21 protein-coding genes and 2 pseudogenes are annotated in these 25,647 nt (G+C 70.6%); 13 read left to right on the top strand and 10 right to left on the bottom strand.

Translation table 11 applies throughout. The features are described from left to right. The first annotated feature begins 125 nt into the window (after positions 1-125). Positions 126-1,382 (top strand): amidohydrolase, encoded by a 1,257-nt coding sequence (locus Actob_RS40360; RefSeq protein ID WP_284917239.1) that lies wholly within the window; start codon positions 126-128, stop codon positions 1,380-1,382. A 269-nt stretch (positions 1,383-1,651) separates the two neighbouring features. Here Actob_RS40360 and Actob_RS40355 read toward each other — a convergent pair. Then, positions 1,652-2,655: pseudogene (locus Actob_RS40355) on the bottom strand (DUF4349 domain-containing protein); the annotation flags it as partial. 108 nt (positions 2,656-2,763) lie between these two features. On the opposite strand from Actob_RS40355, the gene Actob_RS40350 reads away from it, so the two are divergent. Next, positions 2,764-3,399 carry an MBL fold metallo-hydrolase gene (locus tag Actob_RS40350; RefSeq protein ID WP_284917237.1) on the top strand — a complete coding sequence of 212 codons (636 nt, stop codon included), beginning with the start codon at positions 2,764-2,766 and terminating at the stop codon, positions 3,397-3,399. A 1-nt stretch (position 3,400) separates the two neighbouring features. Then, positions 3,401-4,315: a hypothetical protein gene (locus Actob_RS40345; protein ID WP_284917236.1), complete on the top strand. Its 915-nt coding sequence runs from the start codon at positions 3,401-3,403 to the stop codon at positions 4,313-4,315. 217 nt (positions 4,316-4,532) lie between these two features. Here Actob_RS40345 and Actob_RS40340 read toward each other — a convergent pair whose 3' ends face one another. Next, a complete protein-coding gene (locus Actob_RS40340; RefSeq protein ID WP_284917235.1) occupies positions 4,533-5,270 on the bottom strand; it encodes an SCO6745 family protein in 738 nt (245 codons plus the stop codon). Between the two features lie 166 nt (positions 5,271-5,436). On the opposite strand from Actob_RS40340, the gene Actob_RS40335 reads away from it, so the two are divergent. Further along, complete coding sequence (locus Actob_RS40335; protein ID WP_284917234.1) at positions 5,437-6,405, top strand: GNAT family N-acetyltransferase; 969 nt, start codon at positions 5,437-5,439, stop codon at positions 6,403-6,405. Here Actob_RS40335 and Actob_RS40330 read toward each other — a convergent pair. After that, positions 6,402-6,863 carry a gamma-glutamylcyclotransferase gene (locus tag Actob_RS40330; protein ID WP_284917233.1) on the bottom strand — a complete coding sequence of 154 codons (462 nt, stop codon included), beginning with the start codon at positions 6,861-6,863 and terminating at the stop codon, positions 6,402-6,404. The genes Actob_RS40335 and Actob_RS40330 overlap by 4 nt on opposite strands. 111 nt (positions 6,864-6,974) lie before the next feature. Here Actob_RS40330 and Actob_RS40325 point away from each other — a divergent pair, with 111 nt between their 5' ends. Next, complete coding sequence (locus Actob_RS40325) at positions 6,975-8,375, top strand: NAD(P)H-quinone dehydrogenase (RefSeq protein WP_284917232.1); 1,401 nt, start codon at positions 6,975-6,977, stop codon at positions 8,373-8,375. Here the strand turns inward: Actob_RS40325 and Actob_RS40320 are convergent. After that, the gene (locus Actob_RS40320) at positions 8,302-9,000 is read right to left on the bottom strand and encodes a DedA family protein (RefSeq protein WP_284917231.1); all 699 of its coding nucleotides are present in this window, start codon (positions 8,998-9,000) and stop codon (positions 8,302-8,304) included. The two genes, Actob_RS40325 and Actob_RS40320, sit on opposite strands and share 74 nt — an antisense overlap. A gap of 300 nt (positions 9,001-9,300) precedes the next feature. Between Actob_RS40320 and Actob_RS40315 the strand changes: the two genes are divergently transcribed. Beyond that, a complete protein-coding gene (locus tag Actob_RS40315; protein WP_284917230.1) occupies positions 9,301-9,936 on the top strand; it encodes a TetR/AcrR family transcriptional regulator in 636 nt (211 codons plus the stop codon). A gap of 125 nt (positions 9,937-10,061) precedes the next feature. Here the strand turns inward: Actob_RS40315 and Actob_RS40310 are convergent, their stop codons facing one another. Further along, entirely contained in the window at positions 10,062-11,813 is a 1,752-nt protein-coding gene (locus tag Actob_RS40310) for an acetyl/propionyl/methylcrotonyl-CoA carboxylase subunit alpha (protein ID WP_284917229.1), read from the bottom strand. A gap of 124 nt (positions 11,814-11,937) precedes the next feature. On the opposite strand from Actob_RS40310, the gene Actob_RS40305 reads away from it, so the two are divergent. Beyond that, positions 11,938-12,717 (top strand): ArsR/SmtB family transcription factor, encoded by a 780-nt coding sequence (locus tag Actob_RS40305; RefSeq protein ID WP_284917228.1) that lies wholly within the window; start codon positions 11,938-11,940, stop codon positions 12,715-12,717. Positions 12,718-12,785: 68 nt separating this feature from the next. Here Actob_RS40305 and Actob_RS40300 read toward each other — a convergent pair whose 3' ends face one another. The 3 genes from Actob_RS40300 to Actob_RS40295 form a co-directional block, all read right to left on the bottom strand. After that, positions 12,786-13,400, bottom strand: coding sequence for a Maf family protein (locus Actob_RS40300; protein WP_407653498.1), 615 nt, complete (start codon positions 13,398-13,400; stop codon positions 12,786-12,788). Positions 13,401-14,044: 644 nt separating this feature from the next. Next, positions 14,045-15,205 (bottom strand): S8 family serine peptidase, encoded by a 1,161-nt coding sequence (locus Actob_RS44180; protein ID WP_407653497.1) that lies wholly within the window; start codon positions 15,203-15,205, stop codon positions 14,045-14,047. 1 nt (position 15,206) lies between these two features. Next, entirely contained in the window at positions 15,207-16,535 is a 1,329-nt protein-coding gene (locus Actob_RS40295; protein WP_284917226.1) for a hypothetical protein, read from the bottom strand. 105 nt (positions 16,536-16,640) lie between these two features. Between Actob_RS40295 and Actob_RS40290 the strand changes: the two genes are divergently transcribed. Continuing rightward, entirely contained in the window at positions 16,641-17,216 is a 576-nt protein-coding gene (locus Actob_RS40290; protein WP_284917225.1) for a hypothetical protein, read from the top strand. Positions 17,217-17,496: 280 nt separating this feature from the next. On the opposite strand, the gene Actob_RS40285 is transcribed toward Actob_RS40290, so the two are convergent. Next, on the bottom strand, positions 17,497-17,694 hold the full coding sequence (locus tag Actob_RS40285; RefSeq protein WP_284917224.1) for an acyl-CoA carboxylase subunit epsilon: 198 nt from the start codon (positions 17,692-17,694) through the stop codon (positions 17,497-17,499). Positions 17,695-17,795: 101 nt separating this feature from the next. On the opposite strand from Actob_RS40285, the pseudogene Actob_RS40280 reads away from it, so the two are divergent. The 4 genes and pseudogenes from Actob_RS40280 to Actob_RS40265 all read left to right on the top strand — a co-directional run. Continuing rightward, a pseudogene (locus Actob_RS40280) lies at positions 17,796-19,025 on the top strand (protein kinase domain-containing protein); the annotation flags it as partial. A gap of 1,707 nt (positions 19,026-20,732) precedes the next feature. Beyond that, complete coding sequence (locus Actob_RS40275; RefSeq protein ID WP_284917223.1) at positions 20,733-20,948, top strand: hypothetical protein; 216 nt, start codon at positions 20,733-20,735, stop codon at positions 20,946-20,948. A 36-nt stretch (positions 20,949-20,984) separates the two neighbouring features. After that, on the top strand, positions 20,985-21,725 hold the full coding sequence (locus Actob_RS40270; protein WP_284917222.1) for a M50 family metallopeptidase: 741 nt from the start codon (positions 20,985-20,987) through the stop codon (positions 21,723-21,725). A gap of 49 nt (positions 21,726-21,774) precedes the next feature. After that, complete coding sequence (locus Actob_RS40265; protein WP_284917221.1) at positions 21,775-22,434, top strand: M50 family metallopeptidase; 660 nt, start codon at positions 21,775-21,777, stop codon at positions 22,432-22,434. 10 nt (positions 22,435-22,444) lie between these two features. Here Actob_RS40265 and Actob_RS40260 read toward each other — a convergent pair whose 3' ends face one another. Beyond that, a complete protein-coding gene (locus Actob_RS40260; protein WP_284917220.1) occupies positions 22,445-24,016 on the bottom strand; it encodes an acyl-CoA carboxylase subunit beta in 1,572 nt (523 codons plus the stop codon). Positions 24,017-24,137: 121 nt separating this feature from the next. Here Actob_RS40260 and Actob_RS40255 point away from each other — a divergent pair, with 121 nt between their 5' ends. Further along, positions 24,138-25,637, top strand: a complete 1,500-nt coding sequence (locus Actob_RS40255; protein WP_284917219.1) for a hypothetical protein — start codon at positions 24,138-24,140, stop codon at positions 25,635-25,637. The last annotated feature ends 10 nt before the right edge of the window (positions 25,638-25,647 follow it).

Raw genomic sequence — 25,647 nt, 5'->3', positions numbered from 1 at the left:
ATGGCGGCCCGGGACGACCTCCCGGCTTATTTACCTGACCGTTACACAGCGTGACCAAAAACGGACTAAGCTGTCGCGCGTCGCAAAACCCGACGAAATTCTTCGCGAGTGATCTGGAACCCGACGTGACCACTGCACTGACGGCGCCGGAGGGCGCCGATACGGCATGGCCCGGGCCGCTGCCCGGCGCCGATCCCCTTCCCGGCCAGCTGGACCGCTGGCTCGCCGCCCGGGGAGCCGAACTGGTAGCGATTCGTCGGCACATTCACGCCCACCCCGAGCCGTCACACTCCGAGTTCGAGACGGCGGCGCTGGTCGCCCGCGAGCTCACCCTGGCCGGCCTGCAACCGCGGATGCTGCCCCGGGGCAACGGGGTGATCTGCGACGTCGGCCAGGGCGACCGGGTGATCGCGTTCCGGGCCGACCTGGACGCGCTGCCGCTGCACGACCTCAAGGACGTGCCGTACCGCAGCACCGTGGACAAGCTCGCCCACGCCTGCGGGCACGACGTGCACACCACCGTGCTGCTCGGCCTCGGCATGGCCCTGGCCCAGCTCGACGAGCAGGGCGAGCTGCCCGGCCGGGTGCGGCTGCTGTTCCAGCCGGCCGAGGAGGCGATCCCGTCCGGCGCACCCGAGGTGATCGCCGCCGGCGCCCTCAAGGACGTCGCCGCGATCTACGCCCTGCACTGCTACCCGCAGCTGCCGGCCGGCCTGGTCGGGGTCCGCTCCGGCCCGTTCACCGCGGCCGCCGACACCGTCCGGGTCAAGCTCGCCGGCCCCGGCGGGCACACCGCCCGCCCGCACCTGACCGCCGACCTGGTGCACGCGCTGGGCCGGGTGATCGTCGACGTGCCGGCCCTGCTGGACCGCCGGGTCGACCCGCGCGCCGGCGTCTCGCTGGTCTGGGGCTCGGTGCACGCCGGCCAGGCGTTCAACGCGATCCCCGGCTCCGGCGAGGTCAGCGGCACGGTCCGGATCCTCAACCGGGACGCCTGGCGCGAGGCCCCCGAGATGATCACCAAGCTGATCCGTGACGTGGTCGCCGCCACCGGCGCCGAGGTCGAGGTGGAATACAAGCGCGGCGTCCCCCCGGTGATCAACGACCGGATGGCCACCGCGATCATCGCGGGCGCGGCCGGGGCGGCACTCGGCGCCGACCGGGTGGTCGAGGCGGAGATCAGCATGGGCGGCGAGGACTTCTCGTTCTACCTGGAGCACGTGCCGGGTGCGATGATCCGGCTCGGCACCGGGGTGGCCGGCTCGGACGTCCGCCACGATCTGCACCAAGGGGATTTCGACGTGGACGAGAACTGCATCGGGCATGGCATCCGGGTGATGACGCACACGGCGCTGGCGGCGCTCTCTACCGGCGCTTTTTAGGAGCGCGAAAGATATTTGCGCGGGTCCGCCGGGGTGCGGATCGCGTGCTCCCGCGCGGGGCGGGCGGGCTGATCTGGCCGCTGCGCGTCCAGGGCGATCAGCCCGCCCTTCATGGCCCGTGGGTGGGCGCGGTCACCCCGGAAATCCACACCAGCGGCTTGTCCACAGCCCCGTCGGCCCCCACCCGAAATTTCCGCCACACTGTTCGAGGGGGCTCCCCCTTGGGAGGGCGGGCCCGCGTCGTCGGGCGGGCGCCACGGATCGGGTTTCCCCGGGGCGCGCCCGACCGGATCGTCGGCCGGGCGCCCCGGATCCACGCTGGTCGTTACGGGGTCGCCGGGGCCTCGGCGGGCGGGGCCGGCAGCTCCTTGTCGCCCCGGCCGCGCCGGTAGCGGCGACGCAGGTAGAACACCGCACCCGCCGGGACGCCCAGCGCGACCACCCACGGCAGCAGCGCGCCGAGAATGGTGAGCAGCACCGCGAGCGAGTCACCCAGCGCGTTCCAGCCGCTGGCCAGCCCGCCCAGGAAGCCGCTCGGCTCGTCGTCGGCGATCGGGGACGGCGCCTCCGGGCCGAGCAGCACCACGGTGACCGTGCTGAGCGCGGTCAGGTCGGCCAGCCGCCGCTTCTTGGCCTGCAGCGACGCCAGGTCGGCCTCCCGGGTGGCGACCTCCTTCTCCAGCATCACCAGGTCGTTGAGCGACTTGGCCTGCCCGAGCAACCGGCGGCCGCTGTCCACCCGCGCCTGCTGCACCGCGATCCGGGCATCCAGGTCGACCACCTCCTCGGTGACGTCCTGGGTGCTGATCTCCCGGCTCTTCTCATCGCCAAGACCGGCGATCTGCTTGAGCGCGGCGTCGAACTTGGCGGCCGGGATCCGCAGCTTCATGGTGGCGGTGTCCGAACCGCCGTCGCCGCTCTGCCGCTCGTCGCCGCCGAGGAACCCACCGGACCCGGCGGTGATTCCGGTGATCTGGGCGGCCGCCGCGTTGACGTCCTTCACCTGCACCGTGATCGTCCCGGTGTAGATGATCGACCGCTGGTCCACGCGCAGGTCCGGCGCCTCGGCCGCGGTGTCCTTGCCGCCCAGGGCGCCGGAGTCGGCGGCCTGCCCCTCGGCCCGCTGCTCGGCCGGTGCCGGGTTCGCCCCACCGGCGGCGGGCGCCGCCTTGCCACTGTCGGACGACGCGCCGTCCCCCGCGCTGCCGCAGCCGGCCAGCAGCGCGCCGGCGATCAGCACGGCGCCGAGCGCCGAATATCCCCGTTTCCGCATGAGCACTCCCTGTCCTCGGTCGTCTGACGGCTGAGACGTACGGTGGGCTCTGCCCGGTTCCGGCAGACTGCGATATGAGCGGTCACGATTCAGCGACGGAGGAGCACCGTGCGTATCACGAAGTTCACTCATTCCTGTCTACGGATCGAGGGGTCGGGGGTGCTCGTCGTCGATCCGGGGGAGTTCTCCGAGGACTCCGTGCTGGACGGAGCGGACGCCGTGGTGATCACCCACGAGCACGCCGACCACGTGGATGTCGCGGCGGTCACCGACGCCGTGCGGCGCCGTCCCGGCCTGCGCGTCTTCGCCCACGAGGACGTGCTCAAGCTGCTCGGCGAGGTGGCCGAGGCGACCACGCCGGTGACGGCGGGGCAGGAGTTCGAGGCCGCCGGGTTCAACCTCCGGGCGTACGGCGGCCAGCACGCGATCATCCATCCGTACGTGCCGCGCTTCGCCAACCTGGGCTTCCTGATCAGCGACGGCGCCACGAACGTGTATCACCCGGGCGACTCGTTCGTGGTGCCGGAGGACGTCACCGTCGACACCCTCGGCGTCCCGCTCAACGCTCCGTGGATGAAGGTGGCCGAGGCCATCGCGTTCGCCCGGGCGGTCAAGCCGGGCCGGGCCTTCGCGATCCACGACGGGCTGCTCAACGAGCGCGGCGCGGCCGTCTCGGACAAGCACCTGGAGGGCTTCGCCGAGACGAAGTACCGGCACCTGGCTCCCGGCACCACGCTCGACTGACGTGCCGAGCCTGACCGACGACGTGGTCCGGCGGCTCTACGAGGAGCCGCCGGACGGTTTCGTGGCGACCCGGGCCGCCGCGATCGAGGAGGCCCGGGCGGCCGGTGACCGGGAGGCCGCCAAGCGGCTCGCCGCCTGCAAGAAGCCGACCGTGGCCGCCTGGGTGGTCAACCTGCTGGCCCGCAAGCGGCCGGACCTGATCGGCGAGCTGGTGGACCTCTCCGAGGCGCTCCGGGCGGCGCAGCGAGAGTTGCACGGCGACCAGCTGCGCGAGCTCTCCCAGCAGCGCCGGCAGTTCGTCTCGGCGCTGGTCGCGGCGGCCCGCAAGCTGGCCGTGGCGGCCGGCGCCGGTGCCGGGAAACTGCCGCTGGGAGAGGTGGAGGCGACGCTGACCGCGGCGCTCGCCGACCCGGAGATCGCCGCGCAGGTACGCACCGGGCGGCTGATCAGGTCGGCGGCCTACGCCGGGTTCGGGGAGGTGCCCCGTCCCCGGCTGCGCCTGATCACCGGCGGCGACGCCGAGGACGCCGAAGAGGGCCCGGACGCCGGCGACGCCGAGCCGGCGCGCGGCCCGGACCGGGATCGCGCCGCCCAGGACCGGGCCGCCCAGGAACGCCGGCGCCGCGAGATCGAGCGGCGTCGCCGGGACCTGGAGCGCGACCTGGCCGCCGCGGAGGCCGCCGAGCGGCGCGCCGACGAGCAGCTGCACCGGGCCGAGATCGCCGAGCTGGACGCCTCGAACCTGGTCGACGACCTGGAGGCGGAGCTGGCCGAGCTGGAACGGCGGCGCACCGAGGCGGTCGCCGACGTGGCTCGCCGCAAGCAGGCCCGGCGTACCGCGGAGCGCGAGTCGGCCGCCGCCCGCCGCCGGGTCGGCGACGTCCAGGCCGCTCTCGACGACCTGTCCGAGCAGTAACCCCTCGGCTGGCGCTCATGGTGGTGTCCGCGCCCCGGAGACCACCGTCACGGCCAGCCGCGGGTCTGGGCTGGTGCCTACGGTGGTGTCCGTGCCCTGGAGACCACTCTCATGGCCAGCCGCGGCACTGGGCTGGTGCCTACGGTGGTGTCCGTGCCCTGGAGACCACTCTCGCGGCCAGCCGCGGCACTGGGCGGGGGCTGGACGGGACGGCGGGTCAGCGGGCGAAGCGGTGGGTGAGGGACTCCAGCAGCCCGGCGAACTCCACCCGCTCCGGCCGGTCCAGCGCCTCGTAGGCCTGGCCGGCAAGGGAATTCGCCACGGCCTCGGCCCACATCAGCCGGCGCACCAGTGGGCCGGCCGGCGGGTACGGCGGCTGCCAGCCGAACGCCACCGCGCCGGTCTCGCCCTCCGGGCCCGCGATGATTGCCTCCAGCGGGGTGAGCCCACCGGCCCGGACCGCTATCACGTAGACGCCCTGCCGGTGCTCGTGCAGCAGGTGCAGCAGCACCGCCGCCTGCGCACCGGGCTCCTGGCTCGGCATCGGCATGGCCCGCCAGGCGGCGAAGAGCGGCAGCCCGGCCGGGTCCACCGCGTCCACCACCCGCCCGGCCAGCTCGACCAGCCGGGCCAGCCGCGGGAAGCCACCGACCTGTTTCTCTCCCCAGGAGCAGAGCTCCCGCAGGTGCCAGCTGGCCACCTCGGCCGGATGCGAGCTTTTCGCTGTCGACTCCCAGCCCTCGGTGACCGCCTCGGGCGCGATGAAGGCGAGTGCCGCGGCCACCGTCTCCGGCCGGACGTCGCCGAGCGCGCCGGCCCGGGCCGAGACGTGGTACGCCCAGCCGGAGAGCCCGAGCAACCGGGCCCGGCGCAGGGTCTGCGGCGACTCGGCGAAGGCTCCGACGATGGTGGCGAGGCCGGCTTTGGCGTTGGCGGCTGCCTGTTCCGGGGTCACCTGCCCGATTCTGCTCTCCCTGACCGATTAAGGAAAACGCTCCCTGGATTGATGGCCGTTCAGCCGTGAGATACCGGCCACAGCACCTACCGCCCCCGCTCGCGGGCCCGGCCCGGCAGCGGCAAAAGGGGTTGGCAGCGCGGGGCCGGCATGATCCGATGCCCGGATGACTGCGCTGCCGCCCGGCTGGAGTATCCGCCGGCCCACCCTCGACGACGTGCCGCTGATCCTGTCGCTGGTGCGGGCCAGCGACATCGCCGCGATGGGCGAGGCCGACTGCACCGCCGACGAGGTGCGCGCGGATTTGACCGGCCCGAACACGGACATGGCCCGGGACTCCTGGCTGGCGTTCGACCCGAGCGGGGAGATCGCCGGGTGGACCTATCCGCGGAATGCGACCGGCGCGGCCCGCGACTTCCTGGAGGTCTACGTCTGGCCGGAGCGTGGCCTGCCCGCGCAGCGCCCGCTGCTCGACCTGATGCTGGCCCGGATGGCCGGGCGGGCCGCCGAGCTGGGCCACGACCCGTACGCCGTGCGGGCCGCCGCGCTGCCGACCGAGGAGCGCTACATCGAGCTGCTCACCGCGGCCGGCTTCACGTTCCTCAAGCAGCACGCCCGGATGCGGATGTCGCTGGACGGCGTCTCGCCCGAGGTGCCGGCGCCGCCGGCCGGCGTGACCATCCGGCCGGTGCGGCACGACGACGAGGGCGAGATGCGCCGCTTCCACGCCGTGATCCAGGAGGCGTTCCGCGACTCCGACCACCCGGCGATGGACTACCCGGACTGGCGGCGGCACTTCGAGGGCGAGTCCGGCGTCTCCTTCGACGAGTGGTTCGTCGCGGAGGCCGGGGGCGAGCTGGCCGGCGTGCTCCAGTCGGCCGACCCGGAGGAGGGGACCGGCGAGGCCTGGGTACGGAACCTGGCGGTGCTCAGGGCGTACCGTAAGCGGGGTTTGGGGGAAGCCTTGCTGCGCCGGGCCTTTGCCGTTTACGCGGGCAAGGGCCGGCCGCAGGTCGGTCTGGGGGTCGACATGGCGAACCCGACCGAGGCGGCACGGCTCTACCGGAAGGTCGGGATGACCCCGCTCTACCGGGCGAACGTCTACCAGACCACCGTGGCGGCGGCCGGCGACTAGGCTTCCGGCGACGCCGTCCCGGTCGGGCGGCGTCGCAGCTCGCTGACGTAATCGTCGGGCGCGCCGGCTTTCTCGGCCGCGCTGGCGATCTCCGAGAGGTACCACGCGGTGGGCAGGCCACCCTCGTAGCCGGCGAAGACGTAGACCCAGGCGGGCACCTCACCGTCGAGCGTCGATACACGCACGGTGAGTTTCTGGTACGTGCCGGCCGACACCCCCTCGACCTCGTCGAGCTGTGTCGCATCCCACGGATGCACGTCGTAGAGCGAGACGAAGACGCGGTCACCGGGCGACTCGACGATCGTCGTCACCGCACCCTCCCAGCCCATTTCCCCCTCTCCGGCGAAGGTGAGACGCCAGCCCTCGATCCACCCCACGCCAACCATGGGCGAGTGCGGACAGTAGGCCAGCATGCGAGCTGGGTCCAGGTTCGAGCCATACGCGGCGTAATGACGCACGGCGACGACGATAGTCGTATGAGCGGGTGGTGAGAATATGAGGAGTGCGTGTCGGCACAACCGCTTTTCGCCGCGGCTAACCAGAGCCGCTCTTTTGGAGGTCGGAGAATCGTGAGTCGGATCGTGATCATCGGTGGGGGACCGGGCGGTTATGAGGCGGCTCTGGTCGCCGCGCAGCTCGACGCCGATGTGACCCTGGTCGAGGCGGACGGTCCCGGTGGCGCCTGCGTGCTGACCGACTGTGTGCCCTCCAAGACCTTCATCGCCAGCTCCGAGGTGATGACCGGGTACCGCAACAACGACGCCTTCGGGATCCGCTCCAGCGGCCTGGACGGGGTCAGCGTCGACGCCGTCGCGGTCAACGAGCGGGTGAAGAAGCTGGCTCTCGCGCAGTCCGGCGACATCCAGACCAAGCTGGTCAAGGCCGGGGTGGACGTGGTCCGCGGCCGCGCGCGGATGGGCGAGGACCGGCTCGGGCACACCCACCAGGTGCTGATCACCCCGGAGGGCGGCGCGCAGTACGCGGTGGAGGCCGACACCGTCCTGCTGGCCACCGGCGCCACCCCGCGGGTGCTGTCCACCGCCCGCCCGGACGGCGAGCGCATCCTGGACTGGCGGCAGGTGTACGACCTGACCGAGCTCCCCGAGCACCTGGTGGTGATCGGGTCCGGCGTGACCGGCGCCGAGTTCGCCAGCGCGTACCTGGCGATGGGCGTGAAGGTGACGCTGGTCTCCAGCCGCGAACGGGTGATGCCGCACGAGGACGCGGACGCCGCGATGGCGATCGAGCGGGTGTTCCGCGACCGTGGGATGACCATTCTCAGCCAGTCCCGCGGCGACTCGGTGGTCAACACCGGCGACGGCGTACGGGTGACCCTGTCCGACGGCAAGGTGATCGACGCCTCGCACGCGCTGATCGCTGTCGGCGCCGTCCCGAACACCGCCGACCTGGGCCTGGCGGAGTACGGCGTGGCCGTCGGGAACGGCGGTTACGTCACCGTCGACCGGGTGTCGCGCACCAACGTGCCGGGCATCTACGCGGCCGGCGACTGCACCGGCGTGCTGCCGCTGGCCAGCGTCGCCGCCATGCAGGGCCGGATCGCGATCTGGCACGCGATGGGCGAGGCGGTCGCCCCGCTGCGGCTGCGTACCGTCTCGGCGAACGTGTTCACCGACCCGGAACTGGCCACCGTCGGCGTCTCGCAGAACGAGGTGGACTCCGGGCGTACCCCGGCCCGCCAGGTGATGCTGCCGCTGACCGGCAACGCCCGGGCCAAGATGGCCGGCCTGCACGACGGGTTCGTCAAGCTGTTCTGCCGCCCGGCGACCGGTCAGGTGATCGGCGGTGTGGTGGTGGCGCCCAAGGCGAGCGAGCTGATCCTGCCGATCACCATGGCGATCGAGAACAACCTGACGGTGGACCAGCTGGCACACACCATCACGATCTATCCGTCGCTGTCGGGGTCGATCGCGGAGGCGGCACGTCAGTTGATGCAGCACGAGGTGCAGTAACCGGCGCCTCGTCCGGCGGCTTGCCGCCGAACAGCGCCAGGATCCAGCCGGCGGTGCCGAAGATGACGGCGGCGCCGGCTGCGATCGCGAACAGCCGCCAGGCGGACTGGGTGATCGCGGTGCCGCCGAGATGCCCGACCAGCCCGCCGTAACTGGCCCAGCAGACCGCCGCGGCCCCGTCGTAACCGACGAAGAGCTTGATCGGATAGTGGCTGCGGCCGGCGTGGTAGCCGGAGGCCATCCGGCCGCCCGGGACGAACCGGCAAAGCAGCACCACGAGCGGGCCGGGCCGGCGCAGGCCGCGGGTGAAGCGCTCGGCCGCCTGCCGGGTCCGGGAATTGCCGCCCTCCTCGTTCCGCGGGGCGAAGCGGGCGCGCAGGGCACCCAGCCGATGCCCGGTCGACCGGCCCAGCGTGTAGGCGATCGCGTCGCCGGTGAACATGCCGATCGCCCCGACCAGGATCACCACGGCCAGGTGAAGATCGCCGTAGACGGTCAGCGCGCCGGAGGTGATCATGATGGCCTGGATGGGTACCACCGGGATCAGGGCGTCCACCGCGAGAAAGCCGAAGAGCGCGAGGTAAACCCACGCCGGCGAGGCCAACATGGTCAGCAGCTCGGTCATCGCAGGTGCCACCTCGTGGGCTCGGGGTTCACGGCATTCTGCGCGAACACTGCTGAGAGGGCGCTGTGTTCAGCATGCGCCGGATAGCCTTCGGACAGACGGTGATGCCCGCCACGCTACGGCCGAAAGGTCCGGTCCCGCCCCTGGTTTTCCCGGTGTCCGCAGGCGCGGGGCGTACCGTTGGCGGTGCCCGCGGGCGCCGGATCCCCCGCTCCGACGCCGCGGCCGCGGGCCGCCGGTAGGTCCCGTACTGGCGGCCCGCCTCGGTGCATCTTGTCGATGCCTAGTTATCCTCGGTCCATGCCCAGGCAGAGCTATCACCACGGCGACCTGCGTCGCGCCCTGCTCAAAGCGGCCGCCGAGGCGATCACCGAGGCCGGTGTCGCCGCGCTCAGCATGCGCGACCTGGCCCGCCGGGCCGGCGTGTCGCACGCCGCGCCCGCGCACCACTTCTCGGACCGGGCCGGGCTGCTGACCGCCCTGGCGACCGACGGATTCGAGCAGCTGGCCAAGGCGCTGGCGACCTCCCGGCTGGCCAGCAGCAGTCTGCTCGAACTCGGGGTGACCTACCTGCGGTTCGCGCTGGCGAACCGGGCGGTGTTCGAGGTGATGTTCCGGACGGATCTGTACCACGCCGACGATCCGGAGCTGCTGGCCGCCCGGCGGCAGGCGGCGGACGCGCTCTATGCCGGGATGACGGACCTGCCGGACGCGCCGCTGGCCGGGCCCGGGGTGGAGGTGCCGGCCCGGCCGGCTCGGGAAGGGGCCTCCGAGCTGGTGTCGGACGAGGTGCGGGAGGTGGGGCTGGCGGCCTGGTCGATGGTGCACGGGTTCGCGGTGTTGTGGCTCAGTGGGGCATTTCCGGACAGTGCGCAGGAGGATCCGGAGGAGGCGGCTCGGCTGATCCTGGGGCGGGTGCGGCAGATGGGTGCGTGATCCCGGCCGCTGAACAGCCCCCGCCCTCCTCGGGGGGCGACCCCGACACCATTGTCGCGGCACCCCGGAAGATCAGGCGGGGGCCCTGTGGACAACCCGGCACTGTGGAAAACCCCGCCCGCCGGCTACCCCTCGATGGTGCAGATCACCGCGCCGGCCGTGACCGTCGCACCGACCTCCAGCGACAGCCCGGCGACGGTCCCGGACTTGTGCGCCGGGAGCGGCTGCTCCATCTTCATCGCCTCCACGACCACGATCACGTCACCCTCGTTGACCTGGTCACCGTTCTGCGCGGCGACCTTGACGATGGTGCCCTGCATCGGGGCGGTGAGGCTGTCCCCGCCGGCCGCGGCGCTCGTCGCGCCGCCACGGGAGCGGGCGGCCGGGCGTTTCGGGGACGGTGCTCCGGGCGTACCGGAAATCAGGTTCTTGGGGAGGCGGACCTCGATGCGCCGGCCGCCGACCTCGACCACGACGGTCTCGCGCTCGGCGGTCTCGCCGTCGGCGGACGCCGGCGGGGCGGACGGCGCCACCTCGTTGACCCACTCGGTCTCGATCCACCGGGTGTGCACGGTGAACGGCTCGCTGGTGAACGCCGGGTCGCGGATCACCGCGCGGTGGAACGGCAGCACCGTGGCGATGCCCTCGATCACCGTCTCGTCCAGCACCCGGCGGGCGCGCTCCAGGGCCTGCTCGCGGGTCGCGCCGGTGACGATGATCTTCGCGAGCATCGAGTCGAAGTTGCCGCCGATCACGCTGCCCTGCTCGACGCCCGAGTCGACCCGCACGCCCGGCCCGGCCGGCCAGGTCAGCGCGGTGACGGTGCCCGGCGCCGGCAGGAAGCCGCGACCGGCGTCCTCACCGTTGATCCGGAACTCGATGGCGTGCCCGCGCGGCTCCGGGTCCTCGGTGATCGCCAGCCGCTCGCCGGCCGCGATCCGGAACTGCTCGCGGACCAGGTCGATGCCGGTGGTCTCCTCGCTGACCGGGTGCTCCACCTGCAGTCGGGTGTTCACCTCCAGGAACGAGATCGTCCCGTCCTGGCCGACCAGGTACTCCACCGTCCCGGCGCCGTAGTAACCGGCCTCCCGGCAGATCGCCTTGGCGCTCTCGTGGATCTTGGCGCGCTGCTCGTCGCTGAGGAAGGGCGCGGGCGCCTCCTCGACCAGCTTCTGGTGCCGGCGCTGCAGCGAGCAGTCTCGGGTGCCGACCACCACCACGTTGCCGTGCGTGTCCGCGATGACCTGCGCCTCGACGTGCCGCGGGCGGTCCAGGTACCGCTCGACGAAGCACTCGCCGCGACCGAACGCGGCCACCGCCTCCCGGGTCGCGCTCTCGAACAGCGCCGGGATCTCCTCGATCGTCCGCGCCACCTTGAGCCCGCGCCCGCCACCGCCGAAGGCCGCCTTGATGGCGACCGGCAGACCGTGCTCGGTGGCGAAGGCGACGATCTCGGCGGCGTCCGCCACTGGCTCGGGAGTCCCCGGCACCAGGGGCGCACCCGCGCGCTGCGCGATGTGCCGCGCGGTGACCTTGTCACCCAGGTCGCGGATCGCTTGCGGGCTCGGCCCGATCCAGGTCAGATCATTTTCCCGTACGGCCTGAGCGAACTCGGCGTTCTCGGAGAGGAAGCCGTAGCCGGGGTGGACGGCGTCGGCTCCCGACCTGCGCGCCACCTCGATCAGCTTGTCGATCCGCAGGTACGTGTCGGCGGCGGTCTCGCCGTCCAGTGCGTACGCCTCGTCGGCGAGCCGGGCATGTGGCGCGTCGCGATCACTGTCGGCGTAGACGGCGACGCTGGTGAGGCCGGCGTCCTTGCAGGCCCGGATGACCCGGAGGGCGATCTCGCCGCGGTTGGCGATCAATATCTTCCGCACGGCTAGAGCCTAACGGGAGTTCAGTCCGTAGTCGCTACCTCTCCCGTCTTGAAATGCAGCCATAGGGCTGCCTATGCTTCATGTAGCCAAACGGCTGCATTTCCTGCGTCGGGATGATGGCGAGATGGACGAGGTGTTCAAGGCGCTGGCCGACCCGAGCCGGCGCCACCTGCTCGACAGCCTGAACCGGCAGAACGGTCAGACGCTGCGCGAACTCTGCTCCGGGCTGGGCATGGCCCGGCAGTCGGTCAGCAAGCACCTGGCGGTGCTGGAGGCCGCCGGACTGGTCACCACCACCTGGCGGGGCCGGGAGAAGCTGCACCACCTCAACGTCGAACCGGTCAACGCCATCGCCGACCGCTGGATCAGCCGGTATCACCGCGGGCGCGTTCAGGCGCTCGCCGACCTGAAGACCGCGTTGGAGGGTTCACCGATGAGCTTCGTCTACACCACGTACATCGCGACCACCCCGGAGAAACTCTGGCAGGCGCTCACCGACCCGGCGTTCACCAGCCAGTACTGGGGCGTCGAGTTCGCCAGCGACTGGTCGGCCGGCGCGCCGGTCACCTGGAAGGTCAGCGGGCTGGAGATCACCGACCCGGAGCAGGTGGTGCTGGAGGCGGTGCCACACCGGCGGCTCTCCTACACCTGGCACACGTTCACCCCGGAGTTCGCCGCGAAGCACGGCTTCTCCGAGGAGTGGCTGACGACGGTGACCGCGGAGGGGCGGTCGAAGGTGACGTTCGACATCGAGCAGCGGGGGAAACTGGTCCGGCTCACCGTCACCCACGACGACTTCGAGCCGGGGAGCACGGTTCTGGAGCAGGTGAGTGAGGGGTGGCCGGCGATCCTGTCCGGCTTGAAGACGTTCCTGGAGACGGGGTCGCCGTTGCCGGGGGAGTAGTCGCTCTCGGCGGCGTGTGGTCTCGGTGGGGCCGGTTGTCGTCGTGCTTCCCGGGCGGCAGGAGTCCGTCAGTTGCGCCAGAGCGCCGTGATCGGCACGTCCATTTCGGCGAGCAGTGTGCGCAACAGCGGAAGCGACAGCCCGATCACGTTGCCCGGATCGCCCTCGATCCGCTCGACGAAAGCGCCGCCGCGCCCGTCCAGCGTGAACGCCCCGGCCACCTGCAACGGCTCGCCGGAAGCGACATAGGCCTCGATCTCCGCATCGGTCACCTCGGCGAAGTGCACCACCGTGGTCCCGACCGCCTCGGCCTGGCGCCCGCTGACCAGCCCGGTCAGATGGTGCCCGGTGTGCAGCACCCCGGACTTCCCCCGCATCGCCATCCAGCGCTGCGCCGCCTCCTGCGGGCTCGCCGGCTTCCCGAAGATCTCCCCCTCGAATGCCAGCACCGAATCACATCCGAGCACCAGCGCCCCGGGATCCGCGGGCAGCTCCGCCGCCACCGTCCGAGCCTTCATCCGTGCGAGCGCCAGACTCAACGTGTAAGCGTCCTCAGCCTCCACGACACTCTCGTCGACGCCACTGACGATGACCTCCGCGTCAATCCCGGCCCCGGTGAGCAGCGCCCGCCGAGCAGGGCTGGCGGAGGCAAGAATCAGCCGATACACGTTGTCACTCTGCACAAAAAGCGAGACTACAAGCCCGGCACACCCAAAAGTGCCCGCAAGCCCCATGTTCCGCCGGGAAAGCTGACAAAGGCCCCTCCGTCGGCCACCTGGGGCCCGATTCCCAAGGCTCCAGGTGGCTCACGTTCGAGCCAGTCGCAATGCGTCTGCTTCCGTGCTGTGGGCCGCCGCCAGCCGGTGTCGGTGTCGATCTGCCTGACCGGCTCTGCGCCCGGACCGCCGGCATCGTTGCCCTCAGGCCACCGGGCTCTGTGTCCTTACTGCTAGGTCGGTGTCCTTACTGATAGGACGGCCAGTCGCTGTTGGGACGGCCAGTCGGCGCAGGCGCCGTTTGCGTCACCGAAGCCGCGCCCGAACCGTCTCGCCCATCCACGTTCGGGCTGTCCGCCGCAGCGATCTGTATCGGAGCCCAGCCACGAATGTCGCCCGATTCGCCAGCCGCAGGCCCTCGGCGTCGAAATCCTGCAGTCCTCCCGTCCGTCCCGTCCCGTCGCGCTCGGTCTCTTCGCGTCCCGTCCCGTCGCGTTCGGTCTCGTTTCGTCCCGGCCCATCCGCCTCGTGCCGTCTCGTCCCGACCTGTTCCGTCTCCGCCCGTCGGCCTCGTGCCGTCTCGTCCGGTCTCGTCTCGTGGAACGTGCCAGTTATGGCCGTCTTCGACTACGCCGTCGAGCAGCGAAGAATCCAACGAGAACCCCGCCTAGCAGCACTGCCGCAGTCCCCCCGAGCACACCGACTCGCCGACCTGCGCCCCCGCCATCGCGCCCATCCGCCCGACTTCCACCCGCACTGTGCGAATCACTTGCGGTTGCGCTCGTTCCGTTGGAAGCGCCCCCTGTCCCGCCCTTTGGCCCCGAGCCGCCGTCCAGAGGAGGCACATCCGCCGTCAAAGCCTTCACGATGTTCAGCACCCCATAGCCACACTGCTCATCCCACCCCGGCGCCCCAATATCCGTAGCCGTAGCAGTAAGCCGATGAACCACTTCCCGAGCCGAAAGCCCCGGAAACCGAGCCCGAACCAAGGCCGCTGCCCCCGAAACAATAGCGGTGGAAGCAGATGTTCCTCTAGCTTTCCGATATGTAGATTTCAAGCCTGTTGTAACGATGTCATCGCCAGGGGCGCAGATTCCCATTTGTGGTCCCGCTATCGAGAACGAGGCATGGTTACCCGTCTCGTCGATGGCGCCGACGGCGAGAACTCCTGGCAGGGCTGCCGGGTAAGAGAATATGGCAGTATTGGAATCGTTTCCTGACGCGGCAATGACCACGGAATCTGCCTTCAGGGCATCATCTATTGCTTTCCTGAGTTCTCTCGAAGGGCTAGTGCCTGCGGAGACGTTGATTACCTCCGCTCCCAAATGTGCGGCTAGTGATATTCCGTTCACTAACCTTGAATTCTGCTGGCCGGCCTCGTATGCCTTGATTGGGATTATGTGTGAGGAGGGGGCGATGCCAAGGATGCCGTCCGCTGAGCCCCTTCCGTGACCATGGCCGACCATAATCCCGGCTAACTCAGTTCCGTGCCCATCCTTGTCGTTCTCTCCTCGATTGCCTCTGGTTTCTGTTAGGTCAACACCCGGATCTAGATTCTCTTTAATATCTTGATGAGGGTAGGTGCCGGTATCCGGCAGGCCTATCTTGACACCAGCTCCAGTGCTGATTGCGTGTGCCGCTTCGATTTGCAGGTAGGCAAGGTGCCATTCTGAATCTCGAATGGCGTCTGCGTATGCTACTGCTGTTGCCGGGAATGTTGACACGAGGGAGAGAAGGGCTATTAGCGTTTGGCGTCCGGCATTTCTAGTCATTCTAGGACAATCCGATGACGGGGCCGGGGTCGATCTTCTGCTTCTCCGGTGGAAGGATGACCGGAGCGACTCCTTCGGCGGTCAGCCATGGATTGTCGAGATCCCAGTCTTTATTCCTGGATTCGTCGCTACCTGATTTCTCAGGGCGCTGTTGCCTGGAGGGGTTTCTGGGGGATCCTAGGGGGCCGATAATCCCGCCGGGCGGATTAACTTTCTGCATTCTCGACGGGCCTGCTGCTGGCTGCTGGCTATTGCTCTCTGCGGGGAGATGACCTATTATCTTTCCTGGCACTGCGCTGCCAGTCTCGCGCGGTATGACCCCTCCGGGATTTGATCTAACGTCGGAGTCTGTTCGCGAGCCAGCTAATCTGGAAGGCGGCGGTATGGATCCTGCGATGGCGGAAATATCGTGATTATTTTCGGTGTCGGAGATTTTTCCGGCGGGGATTGCTGTTGAGGTCTGGGGTGTCATTGCACCTGTAGACGGAGAGATCCCACTAAAGATCGGCGCGGTGTGTCGGAGTGAGGGATGTTCTGAATATCGCCACCCTTGCTCCGATCCCTGCAATGCGGTTGACGGTTGAATGTTGGAGCTAGCGGTTCTGGCATCAATGGGGTTGAACCCTGAGGGGGAGTTGCCTCCGCTAGTCTTTATCAGGCCGAGTTCTCGCCCCGTTTTTGATGGTTCTGCCGAGGCGGCGTCGGGGCCCTTCGGCTTGAAAGGCTCGCTGTCCTGAAGTCTATTTTGCGGGTTGTAGAGCTTCGGAGTAGCGAGATTTAGTTGGGCCTCGGCCAAGTCCGTGCTTAAGGTCGACATCACTGACTGGGCCTGCAACTGCAGCTCGAGCTGGCGTGACTCCGTGGCGGGCGGTGGGCTGATGGTTATGGCTCGCCATTTGCTCAAGGGCTGGGTTGGCGCCTGCTTTTTGAGGGCGTAGGCATCCAACTCCTGCTGGTTGGCCATGTACTCCTGATAGATCGCGGCCAGCTTTTTGCGGGCGAGTACCAACGCTGACGTCGCGGCGCCCAAGGCGTGGTGGTTCTGGACCGAGGCGTGATAGGTGTCGCTCAAGTGCTTGATCAGGTCGTCCAGGCGATCCAGGTACTTGGCGGAGGCGGCGCTCTTCTCCGGGGGCCAGGCTTCGGCCAGGTTGTCGCGGTAGTTCTTCACCCGGGACAGGTGGTCCACCAAGAGGTCGGCGGATTTCTTCCACGTGACGAGCAGGTCCTTGTGGGCGGTGCCGTCCTGGTTCTGCAGCATCGACCACATCTGTGGGACTGACTGCATCGACCAGTCGGTGCCGCCGCCGTGGTCGGTGTCCGCGAACATCAGGCATCCCCCTTTCGGGAGGGCGAGGCTGGTGGGGTGTTCCAATCCCACGGGTTCGCCGAGGGCGAGGAGGCCACGGCGGGCGCCGGAGCTGAGGAAGGCTCCGTGGGCGTAGGCAAGAAGTCGGACCCGGAGGGCACAGCGGTCGCGGGCGACAAGCCAGGCGCCGAAGGCAAAGCGGAAGGCGACCCGGCAGCGGAAGGGGAGCCGGCACCCGAAGGCGACCCGGCAGCGGAAGGGGAGCCGGCACCCGAAGGCGACCCGGCAGCGGAAGGGGAGCCGGCACCCGAAGGCGATCCGGCAGCGGAAGGGGAGCCGGTAGCGGACGGCGAAGCGGGCTGCGGATCGGCCGCGAAGGGTGCCGAAGGCGAAGCGGGCTGTGGATCGGCTGCGGCAGGTGCGGAAGACGAATCGGCCGTGGAAGACGGGACAGTCGACGAAGCGGGCGAGCCCGACGAACCCGAAGGGCTGAAAGCGCCGGACGAATCCCCAGCCGCCAAACCTGCCGCGACCGGCGAATCCCCGGACGGCGGCAACAACCCCGCCGTGATCAGCGCCGCCTCGACATCCCCCAGCCGGGCCCGGGCGAACGCGTCGGCCCCCCGGTACATCCCACTGACCTGCTCCGCGGCCTTCGCGAACCCATGCGTCCCGTTCGCGAAGTTGTACATGTTCTGCTGACAGCTGTCCTGCGCCGACTCCAGCACCGTGACGAACGCGGACAGCTCCGCGAACCCGCCCGCCGGCGCCGGCAGCCGGGACAGCATCTGATTGGCCAGGGTGTCCGCGTGTGGTGCGTACTCGTTGTCGACGTCCGCCAGCAAGCGCTCGGCGAACTCCTCCATCGCGGTGATGTCGGCCGCGATGGAGGAGCCCGGGTCGTCATTCGGGGCCACGCAGCGAGGCTAACCGCTCACAGCATGCGACATCGACCCCTGTGGAAATCCCTGTGGACAAGCGCTCAGCGGGGAAGTGCCGACGACTTCCAGGAGCGCGGCCCGGCGGACGGACGCCCTGATCGGATCCAGTCCGAGCCGCTCCGGGGCGGTGTGGCGTCATTGACCGAGGTTGATCGGACTGCGAGGATGGCGACCAGGGCGGCCAGCTCATGATCGTCTAGGCTTCCACGTACGACTCCGACCAGCGGTTCATCGTTCATTGGCCGAGCGTACGACGGGTGCCCCGGCTTCCGGTGACACGTGTCCCACACTCGGCTGATCAATTCGCGGCCGCTCGACAGAACCAGGTATTTTCTGCGTGATGTCTTCTTCTCCCCCGCTCATTGTCGCTGATCGGTACCGGCTGGTTGCGCCGCTCGGTCAGGGCGGGATGGGTCGCGTCTGGCGGGCGACCGATGTCGTCCTGCACCGCGAGGTGGCGATCAAGGAACTCGTCCCGCCGCCCGGGCTGACCCCCGCCGAGCGGCAGGAGATGCGCGAGCGCTCGCTGCGCGAGGCCCGGGCCATCGCCCGCCTCAACAACATCAACGTGGTCCGCGTCTTCGACGTGCTGCGCACGGACGCCGACCCGTGGATCGTCATGGAGTACGTGCCGTCCCGCTCGCTGCAGGACACGCTCGCCAAGGACGGCCCGTTCAACGCGGTCCGCACCGCCGAGATCGGCCTCGGCGTGCTGAACGCGTTGAAGGCGGCGCACCGCGCCGGCGTCGTGCACCGCGACGTCAAGCCGGGCAACGTGCTGATGGGCGGCGACGGCCGGGTGGTGCTGACCGATTTTGGCCTCGCCACCGTCCCCGGCGACCCGAACGTGACGCGTACCGGCCTGGTGCTCGGCTCCCCGGCGTACATCGCTCCGGAGCGCGCCCGGGACGGGACGGCCGGCCCGGCCGCCGACCTCTGGTCGCTCGGCGCCACTCTCTACGCCGCGGTCGAGGGCCAGTCCCCGTTCGCCCGCCCGTCGGCGATCGCCACCCTCGCCGCCCTGGCCACGGAGAACGTGCCGCAGGCGCGCAACGCGGGACCGCTCAAGCCGGTGCTCAACGGCCTGCTGCGCAAGGATCCCGCCCACCGGATCGACGCCGACGAGGCGGAGCGGCTGCTGGCGCGTGCCGCCGGGCGGCGTTCGAAGATCAGCTTCCCGATGAGCCCGACCATGCGCCGCCCCGGTGTGGGCCGCGAGCGGCCGTCGCTGCCCAGTGGTCCGGGTGGTCCGCCGGTGCTGCCCGGCAGCGGTTTCGTGACCGCCACCGGCTCGGCCCCGGTGGTGCCCACGCCGCGCCCCCGCCCGGCCGACGCGCCGGCCGCCGGCGGCCCGGAGCAGCCCGGTGGCCGTCCGGTCTTCACCCCCGGCAAGGCCACCGTCGGCAACCCGGTGCCGCCCACCGCCCCGGCCCGCCCGGGTCAGCGCCCGCAGGACCAGGCGAAACCCCCGAGGCCGCTGGACCGGACGAAGGTCGACGGGCCTCCGGTCCGCGACGAGCCGGCCAACCCCACCGCTTTCGGTACGCGTACTCCACCCCCGGCCGCGCCCCGCGGCACCCGTCCCGGTTCCGGCACCACGCCGGCCGGCCGGGCCACCCCGGTCGAGCCGCAGCGTGCCGTTCCGCCGTCCAGCCCGGTGGTGAACACCGCCCGGGTCGGGTTCACCGCCGCCGACGTGGCGGCCAACCGGCGGAAGAAGGCGGCGCCCGAGCACGAGGCTTCGCTGGCCGCCGCCACCGGCGCGTACCCGGTGGTGCCCGAGCCGGCGGAGGCCGTCGAGGCCACCCCGGCGACGCCGGAGCCCGAGGCCGTGGAGACGCCGGCCGAGGCTCCGGAGCAGCCGGCGGTCGTGGCCGAGTCCGAGCCGGCCGAGCCGGAAGCGAAGCCCGCGGCGAGCGCCGAGACCGAGGAGCCCGCGGTCGGCGAGGCCGCCGGGACAGGGTCCGACGAGGCCGAGGACGCGCCGGCCGAGGACCAGGCCGAGGCCCGGACGGAGAGCCCGGCCGACAAGGCTGACGACCAGGCCGCCGAGGCTGAGGCCGCCGAGGTGGAAGCGGGCGAGGCGGAAGCGGGCGAAGCCGAAGCGGGCCAGGCTGAGGCCGGCCAGGCCGAGGCCGATCAGGCAGACCAGGACGAGAAGCGGGCCGAACCGGTCAAGGCCGCCGCGGAACCCTCCGCCGAGATGGCCGGGGAAACCGCGGATGCCGATGAGGGCCGGGAAACCGAGGAAGCCGAGGCGAAGGCCGAGCCGGTCGCGCCTCCGGTCCCCATCGAGCGGCCCGCCACCCCCCTGACCCCCGGTCAGCGGCCCGCCCCCACCATCCCGGTCCCGGACCAGGACAAGACCTCGGTCGTCGACTTCACCGCGATCGTCCCGCAGTCCCCGGTCGCCGCCGGTGACGCCGACGGCGCGACCCGGGTGGTCACCACGCTGCCCACGGCCGGCGGGTTTGCCCCGTCGCAGCGTCCGGCCTGGACGCCGATGCCGGTGCGTCCGGTGGTCCGCCGGGTCAACGGCATCACCGTGTTCGGCACCACGCTGACCCGGCGCCAGGCGGTGGTCGGCGCGGCCATCGTGCTGACCTTCGTGCTGCTCGTCGGCATCATCCTGGTGCAGGCGTTCGGCAAGGACGACGACAAGGCGTCCGGCACCACCCCGGCGGCCGTGGCCACCGGCAAGTCGCCGGCCGTCCAGCAGCCGGGCAAGGCGGCCACCAGCACGCCGTCGCCGTCCGTGACACCCGCCAAGTCCAGTGCCCCGGCCATCGGCGCGGTCCCGGCGAACTGGAAGTCCACCAGCTTCTCCGGTTACTCACTGGCCCTGCCGCCGGGCGCCGACGTCGAGAACGACCGGGACGGCGCGGTCAAGATCACGTGGCCCAAGCGGCTGGTCTACGTCTTCCGCTTCGACGGCGACATGGACGACCCGGTGCAGGCGTGGGAGGAGGCCGATCGCCCGTCCGGGTACCAGAAGATCGGCATCACCCCGGTCACCTACCAGGGCCGGCCCGCCGCCGACTGGGAGTACTACTACAACGCGCCCAGCGGCACCCGCATGCACGTGGTCAAGCGTGGCTTCGCGGTCGGTGGCAAGACGTACCAGATCTGCTGGTACACCGAGCCGGACGACTGGGAGGCGGCGAAGAAGGAGCGGGAAGCGCTCTTCGCCGGCTTCAAGGTGGACTGAACGCGAAACTTCATGAGTGATTCCTCGGCAACGCGGGTAGTTGTCGAGAATCACGAATGGAGGTGCGTCATGAACTGCCGAACGCACGGCAGTAAGCCCACCCTGGCGCTGTGGATGCTGGTCGCCCTGGCGGATCTCGCGATAGTCGCGACCGCCGCGGGACCGATCACGATGCTGCTGGTGGTCGTCGGCCTGATGGTGCTGGCCGGCGGCGTCTACGTGGCCCGAAACCTGCCGAACCGTGCCGCAACGACCGCCGAGACCCCGATCAGGCGACGCGCGTAACTCATGTAGACAGCGAGATCGGCTACAGTCCCCGGCGTGTTGTCGATCGACGGTGTGAGCGACCTCTGGGACCAGCTGCTGGGCGCACAGCCCGACCCGCCCGGGTTGCTGGTTCTGCTGACTGCGGTGGCCGGGTTCCTGGCGGTGGCCTTCCGGCCGGTCTGGCGAGTGGCCCGCAACGCGGTGACCATCGCCCACGAGGGCGGGCACGCCCTGTTCGCCCTGCTGACCGGTCGTAAGCTGCGCGGTATCCGGCTGGAGTTCGACACGTCCGGCCTGACCCTCTCAGCCGGGCGGCCGACCGGTTTCGGCATGATCCTGACCCTGCTCGGCGGCTACCTGGCGCCGTCGCTGGTCGGCCTGCTGGGCGCGTGGCTGCTCGGCGGCAACCGGATCACCCTGCTGCTCTGGCTGGCAGTGGTCCTGCTGCTCCTCATGCTGATCAACATCCGCAACGCGTTCGGCGTGATCTCGCTGCTGGTCACCGGCGCGATCGTGTTCGCCGTCTCCTGGTACGCGTCCCCCGAGGTCCAGTCCGCCTTCGCCTACACCGGCGTGTGGTTCCTGCTCTTCGGCGGCGTGCGCCCGGTCTTCGAGCTGCAGACCCTGCGCAACCGCGGCCGGATGCGTGATTCCGACGCCGACCAGCTGGCCCGGATCACCCACGTCCCGGCGCTCTTCTGGGTCGGCGTCTTCCTGATCGTCGACCTGGCCGCCCTGGTCGCCGGCGCCTTCCTGCTGGCCGGCCAGTGGCTGCCGGCGGGCGTCTCGCTGTAGCCCGTTCGGGCGGTGCCGACGCATCGGTGTCTGCCGATACTGTCCGTTTGTGGAAACCACCTCCGGTCTCGCCTGGACCACCGCGGTGCTCGCGGCGGTCCTGGTCCTGCCGCTGTGGCGCTTCTCCATGTACGCCATCACGCTCGCGCACGAGGGTGCCCACGCGCTGATCGGGCTGCTCACCGGCGGCAAGCTGGAGAAAAAGAAGATCCATCTGTACCGCGACGGTGCCGGCGCGACGCACCTGGACATCGCCGGCTTCGGTCGTTTCCTCAGCCTGCTCGCCGGCTATCTGGGGCCGTCCGCGGTCGGCTTCGCCGGCGCGGAGATGCTGGTGCACGACTTCTCGCCGCGGGCGGTGCTGATCCTCGGCCTGGTCTTCGCCGGCTTCGTCCTGATCCTCACCCGCAACGCCTTCGGCCTGCTGGTCGCGACCGGGACCGTCGCCCTGCTCTGGCTGATGGTGACGAAGGCCGACGAGCCGGTGCAGCTCGGTGTGGCGTACGTCTGGGTCTGGATGATGTTGATGGGCGGCACCCGGCAGATCCCCAACCTGTTCTGGGGGATGCGAGCCGGGGCGCACAACGACGCGGGCATGCTCCAGTCACACACCCACATCGGCGACGTGGTGTGGCTTTTCGTGTTCTGGCTCGGTTCGATCAGCGCGCTGCTGTACGGGGGTGCCCTGATGCTCCGGCACCCCCTCTGAGGAGCCGGGGTCAGAGCGGGATGTTCCCGTGCTTCTTCGGCGGCAGCGTCTCCCGCTTGCTGCGCAGCATCCGCAGTGCCCGGGTCACCTGCGCCCGTGTCTCCGACGGCCGGATCACCGCGTCCACGTAGCCGCGCTCCGCCGCGATGTACGGGTTGGCCAGCGTGTCCTCGTACTCCTGGATCAGCTCGGCCCGCCGCGCCGCCGGGTCCTCGGCGGACGCCAGCTCGCCCCGGTACAGGATGTTGACGGCGCCCTGCGCGCCCATCACCGCGATCTGCGCCGTCGGCCAGGCGAAGTTCATGTCCGCGCCGATGTGCTTGGAGCCCATCACGTCGTACGCCCCGCCGTACGCCTTCCGCGTGATCACCGTGACCTTCGGCACCGTGGCCTCGGCGTACGCGTAGATCAGCTTGGCGCCCCGGCGGATGATCCCGTCCCACTCCTGGCCGGTGCCGGGCAGGAAGCCGGGCACGTCGACGAACGTCAGGACCGGGATGTTGAACGCGTCGCAGGTGCGCACGAACCGGGCGGCCTTCTCGCTGGCCGCGATGTCCAGGGTGCCGGCGAAGTGCATCGGCTGGTTCGCCACCACGCCGACCGGCCGGCCCTCGACCCGGCCGAAGCCGACCACGATGTTCTGCGCGTAGAGCGGCTGCACCTCGAGGAAGTCGTCGACCACCGTCTCGACCACGGTCTTGATGTCGTACGGCTGGTTCGGCGAGTCCGGCACCAGGGTGTCCAGGGCCAGGTCGGCGTTGCCGGCGGACAGGTCGGCCGGCTCCTCGTAGGCGACCGGCTCGTCCAGGTTGTTGCTGGGCAGGTAGGACAGCAGCGCCCGGACGTAGTCGATCGCGTCCTCCTCGTCGGAGGCCAGGTAGTGCGCGTTGCCGCTGCGGGTGTTGTGGGTGCGGGCGCCGCCCAGCTCCTCCATCGCGACCTCTTCACCGGTGACCGTCTTGATCACGTCCGGTCCGGTGATGAACATGTGCGAGGTCTGGTCGACCATCACGGTGAAGTCGGTGATCGCCGGGGAGTAGACGGCGCCGCCCGCGCACGGGCCCATGATCAGCGAGATCTGCGGGATGACGCCGCTGGCCCGGACGTTGCGGAAGAAGATGTCGGCGTACAGGCCGAGCGCGACCACGCCCTCCTGGATCCGGGCGCCGCCGGAGTCGTTGATCCCGATGATCGGGCAGCCGATCTTCATGGCCAGGTCGAGGACCTTGACGATCTTCTCGCCGAAGACCTCGCCGAGCGAGCCGCCGAACACCGTGAAGTCCTGCGAGAACACGCAGACCTGCCGGCCGTCGACGGTGCCGTAACCGGTCACCACGCCGTCCCCGTAGGGCCGGTTGCGGTCCAGGCCGAAGGCGGTGGAGCGGTGCCGGGCCAGCTCGTCCAGCTCGACGAAGGAGTCCTTGTCGAGCAGCAGCTCGATCCGTTCCCGGGCGGTCTTCTTGCCGCGGGCGTGCTGCTTCTCGACGGCTCGCGCGGAACCCGCGTGGACTGCCTCCTCCGAGCGATTCGCGAGGTCGGCGAGCTTACCGGCGGTGGTGTGGATGTCGGGCTGCGTTGTCACGGTGGTCTCCACGTTCGAGGCGGCGGTGCACTCACGATGATCGTAGCCGTCCACCGACGGCGCACAGGGGGCGTCGCTACGGGTCCGTTTCATACCTGTTGTCCCATTCGTTACGCCTCTCGTGACGAACTGGATGACCGCGGCCGGGCTGGCCTTCATCGCGGGGGGCCTCGCCACACTGATCAGTTTCCGCGCCGTGCTGTTCGGCGGCGGCGACGGCGGGGAGCGCCGCCGGTCCCGGGCGGCCACGCCGTCCGGCCGCCGCCGCTCCGGCGAGCCGGCCCACCCGCGGCGCGCCGTGCCGCCGGAACCCGAGTTTCCCCAGGCTGCCGCCGAGCCTGTGGAAAACCCCGCCGAGCCGCCCTGGGAAGCTGACCAGCCCGGCCGCCGGCGCCGGTTGGCCGCCGCCTTCAGCGGCCGCTCCGCGGCACGCGCCGAGCGAGCCAGCGGCCTGGCCTCGATCGGCCTGGCCGACGAGGTCGAGCACGGCGAGCGGCCGCCGCCGGAGGACCAGGATTTCCCGTACGCCGACGGCGAGCCGGGCGACGTCTACGCGGACCCGCCGGCACCCGCCGCCGACGAGCTCGCCTACCCGACCGGCAGCGGCGAGCAGTCCTGGAACGGCGAGCAGCCCTGGAGCGCCGACGAGTCCTGGAGCGGTGAGCAGCCCTGGAACGACGAGGAATCCTGGAGCGCCGAGCAGCCCTGGAACGCCGACGAGTCGGCTAACGGCGGGCAGTCCTGGAACGGCGAGCAGCCCTGGCCGGCCGCGGCGGCCTGGCCCCCGGAGGTGGAGGCCGTCGGTTACCTGGAGGAGGCCGTCGGTTACCCGGAGGTGGAGGCCGCCGGTTACCCGCCGGAGGTCCACGAGGAGTGCCTCGAGGACGACCCGGCCGGCGAGGAGTCCCGGTTCATCGACAGCGCCCCCTGGCGGGCGACCCCGCCACCGGAGCCCGCCGTGGCCGAGGACCGGCCGGCCGTCAATCACGGCTACACCGGCGCCCGGCCGTCCCCCACCGCCCCGATCGACCGTTCCGACCGTGGCTACGGTGACCGGATCAATGGCTGGGTCCGCCCGCACTACCGCGATCTCGACGACCGGCCGCCGTCCGGCGACTATTGGACCCCGGTCCCCGGCGAGCTCTACGCCGACCCGGAGCCGTCGGCTCGCGGATACGGCTGGCCGATCCCGGTGGAGCGCCTGCCCGCGGTCCCCGACTACGAGCCGGCGACCGGTTTTGATCTGACCCCGGTGCAGGCCGCCGAGCCGACGACGCTGGTGCCCAGCTGGCCGCCGCCGGCCCCGGACGACCGCCGCATCCGGCTGCCGCGCTCCTGGGCGACCGGTGAGCAGCGCCCGCGCACGGCACCGGGGCAGAGCCGCGCCGAGAAGGCGGGGCAGGGCCGTATCGAGACGGCGGGACAGGGCGCGCGTTCCGAGACGGCGGGACAGGGCGGGCGTACCGAAAAAGCCGTGCCGGGTCGTACCGGAAAGGCCGAAGCCGAACCACGCCGCAACCGCGATCGCGGTCCGCGCCCGAGGCCGCGCCCGCGCCCGGCGGCAGCGGCCGAGTCGGACTCCGCCTACATCAGCCGCCACGCGGCCGGCCCTCACCGCTGACCGCGGGCCG

Source organism: Actinoplanes oblitus, from assembly GCF_030252345.1.
Lineage (GTDB): Bacteria > Actinomycetota > Actinomycetes > Mycobacteriales > Micromonosporaceae > Actinoplanes > Actinoplanes oblitus.
The sequence above is the reverse complement of the archived record's forward strand: the minus strand, read 5'-3'. Positions and strand labels throughout refer to the sequence as shown.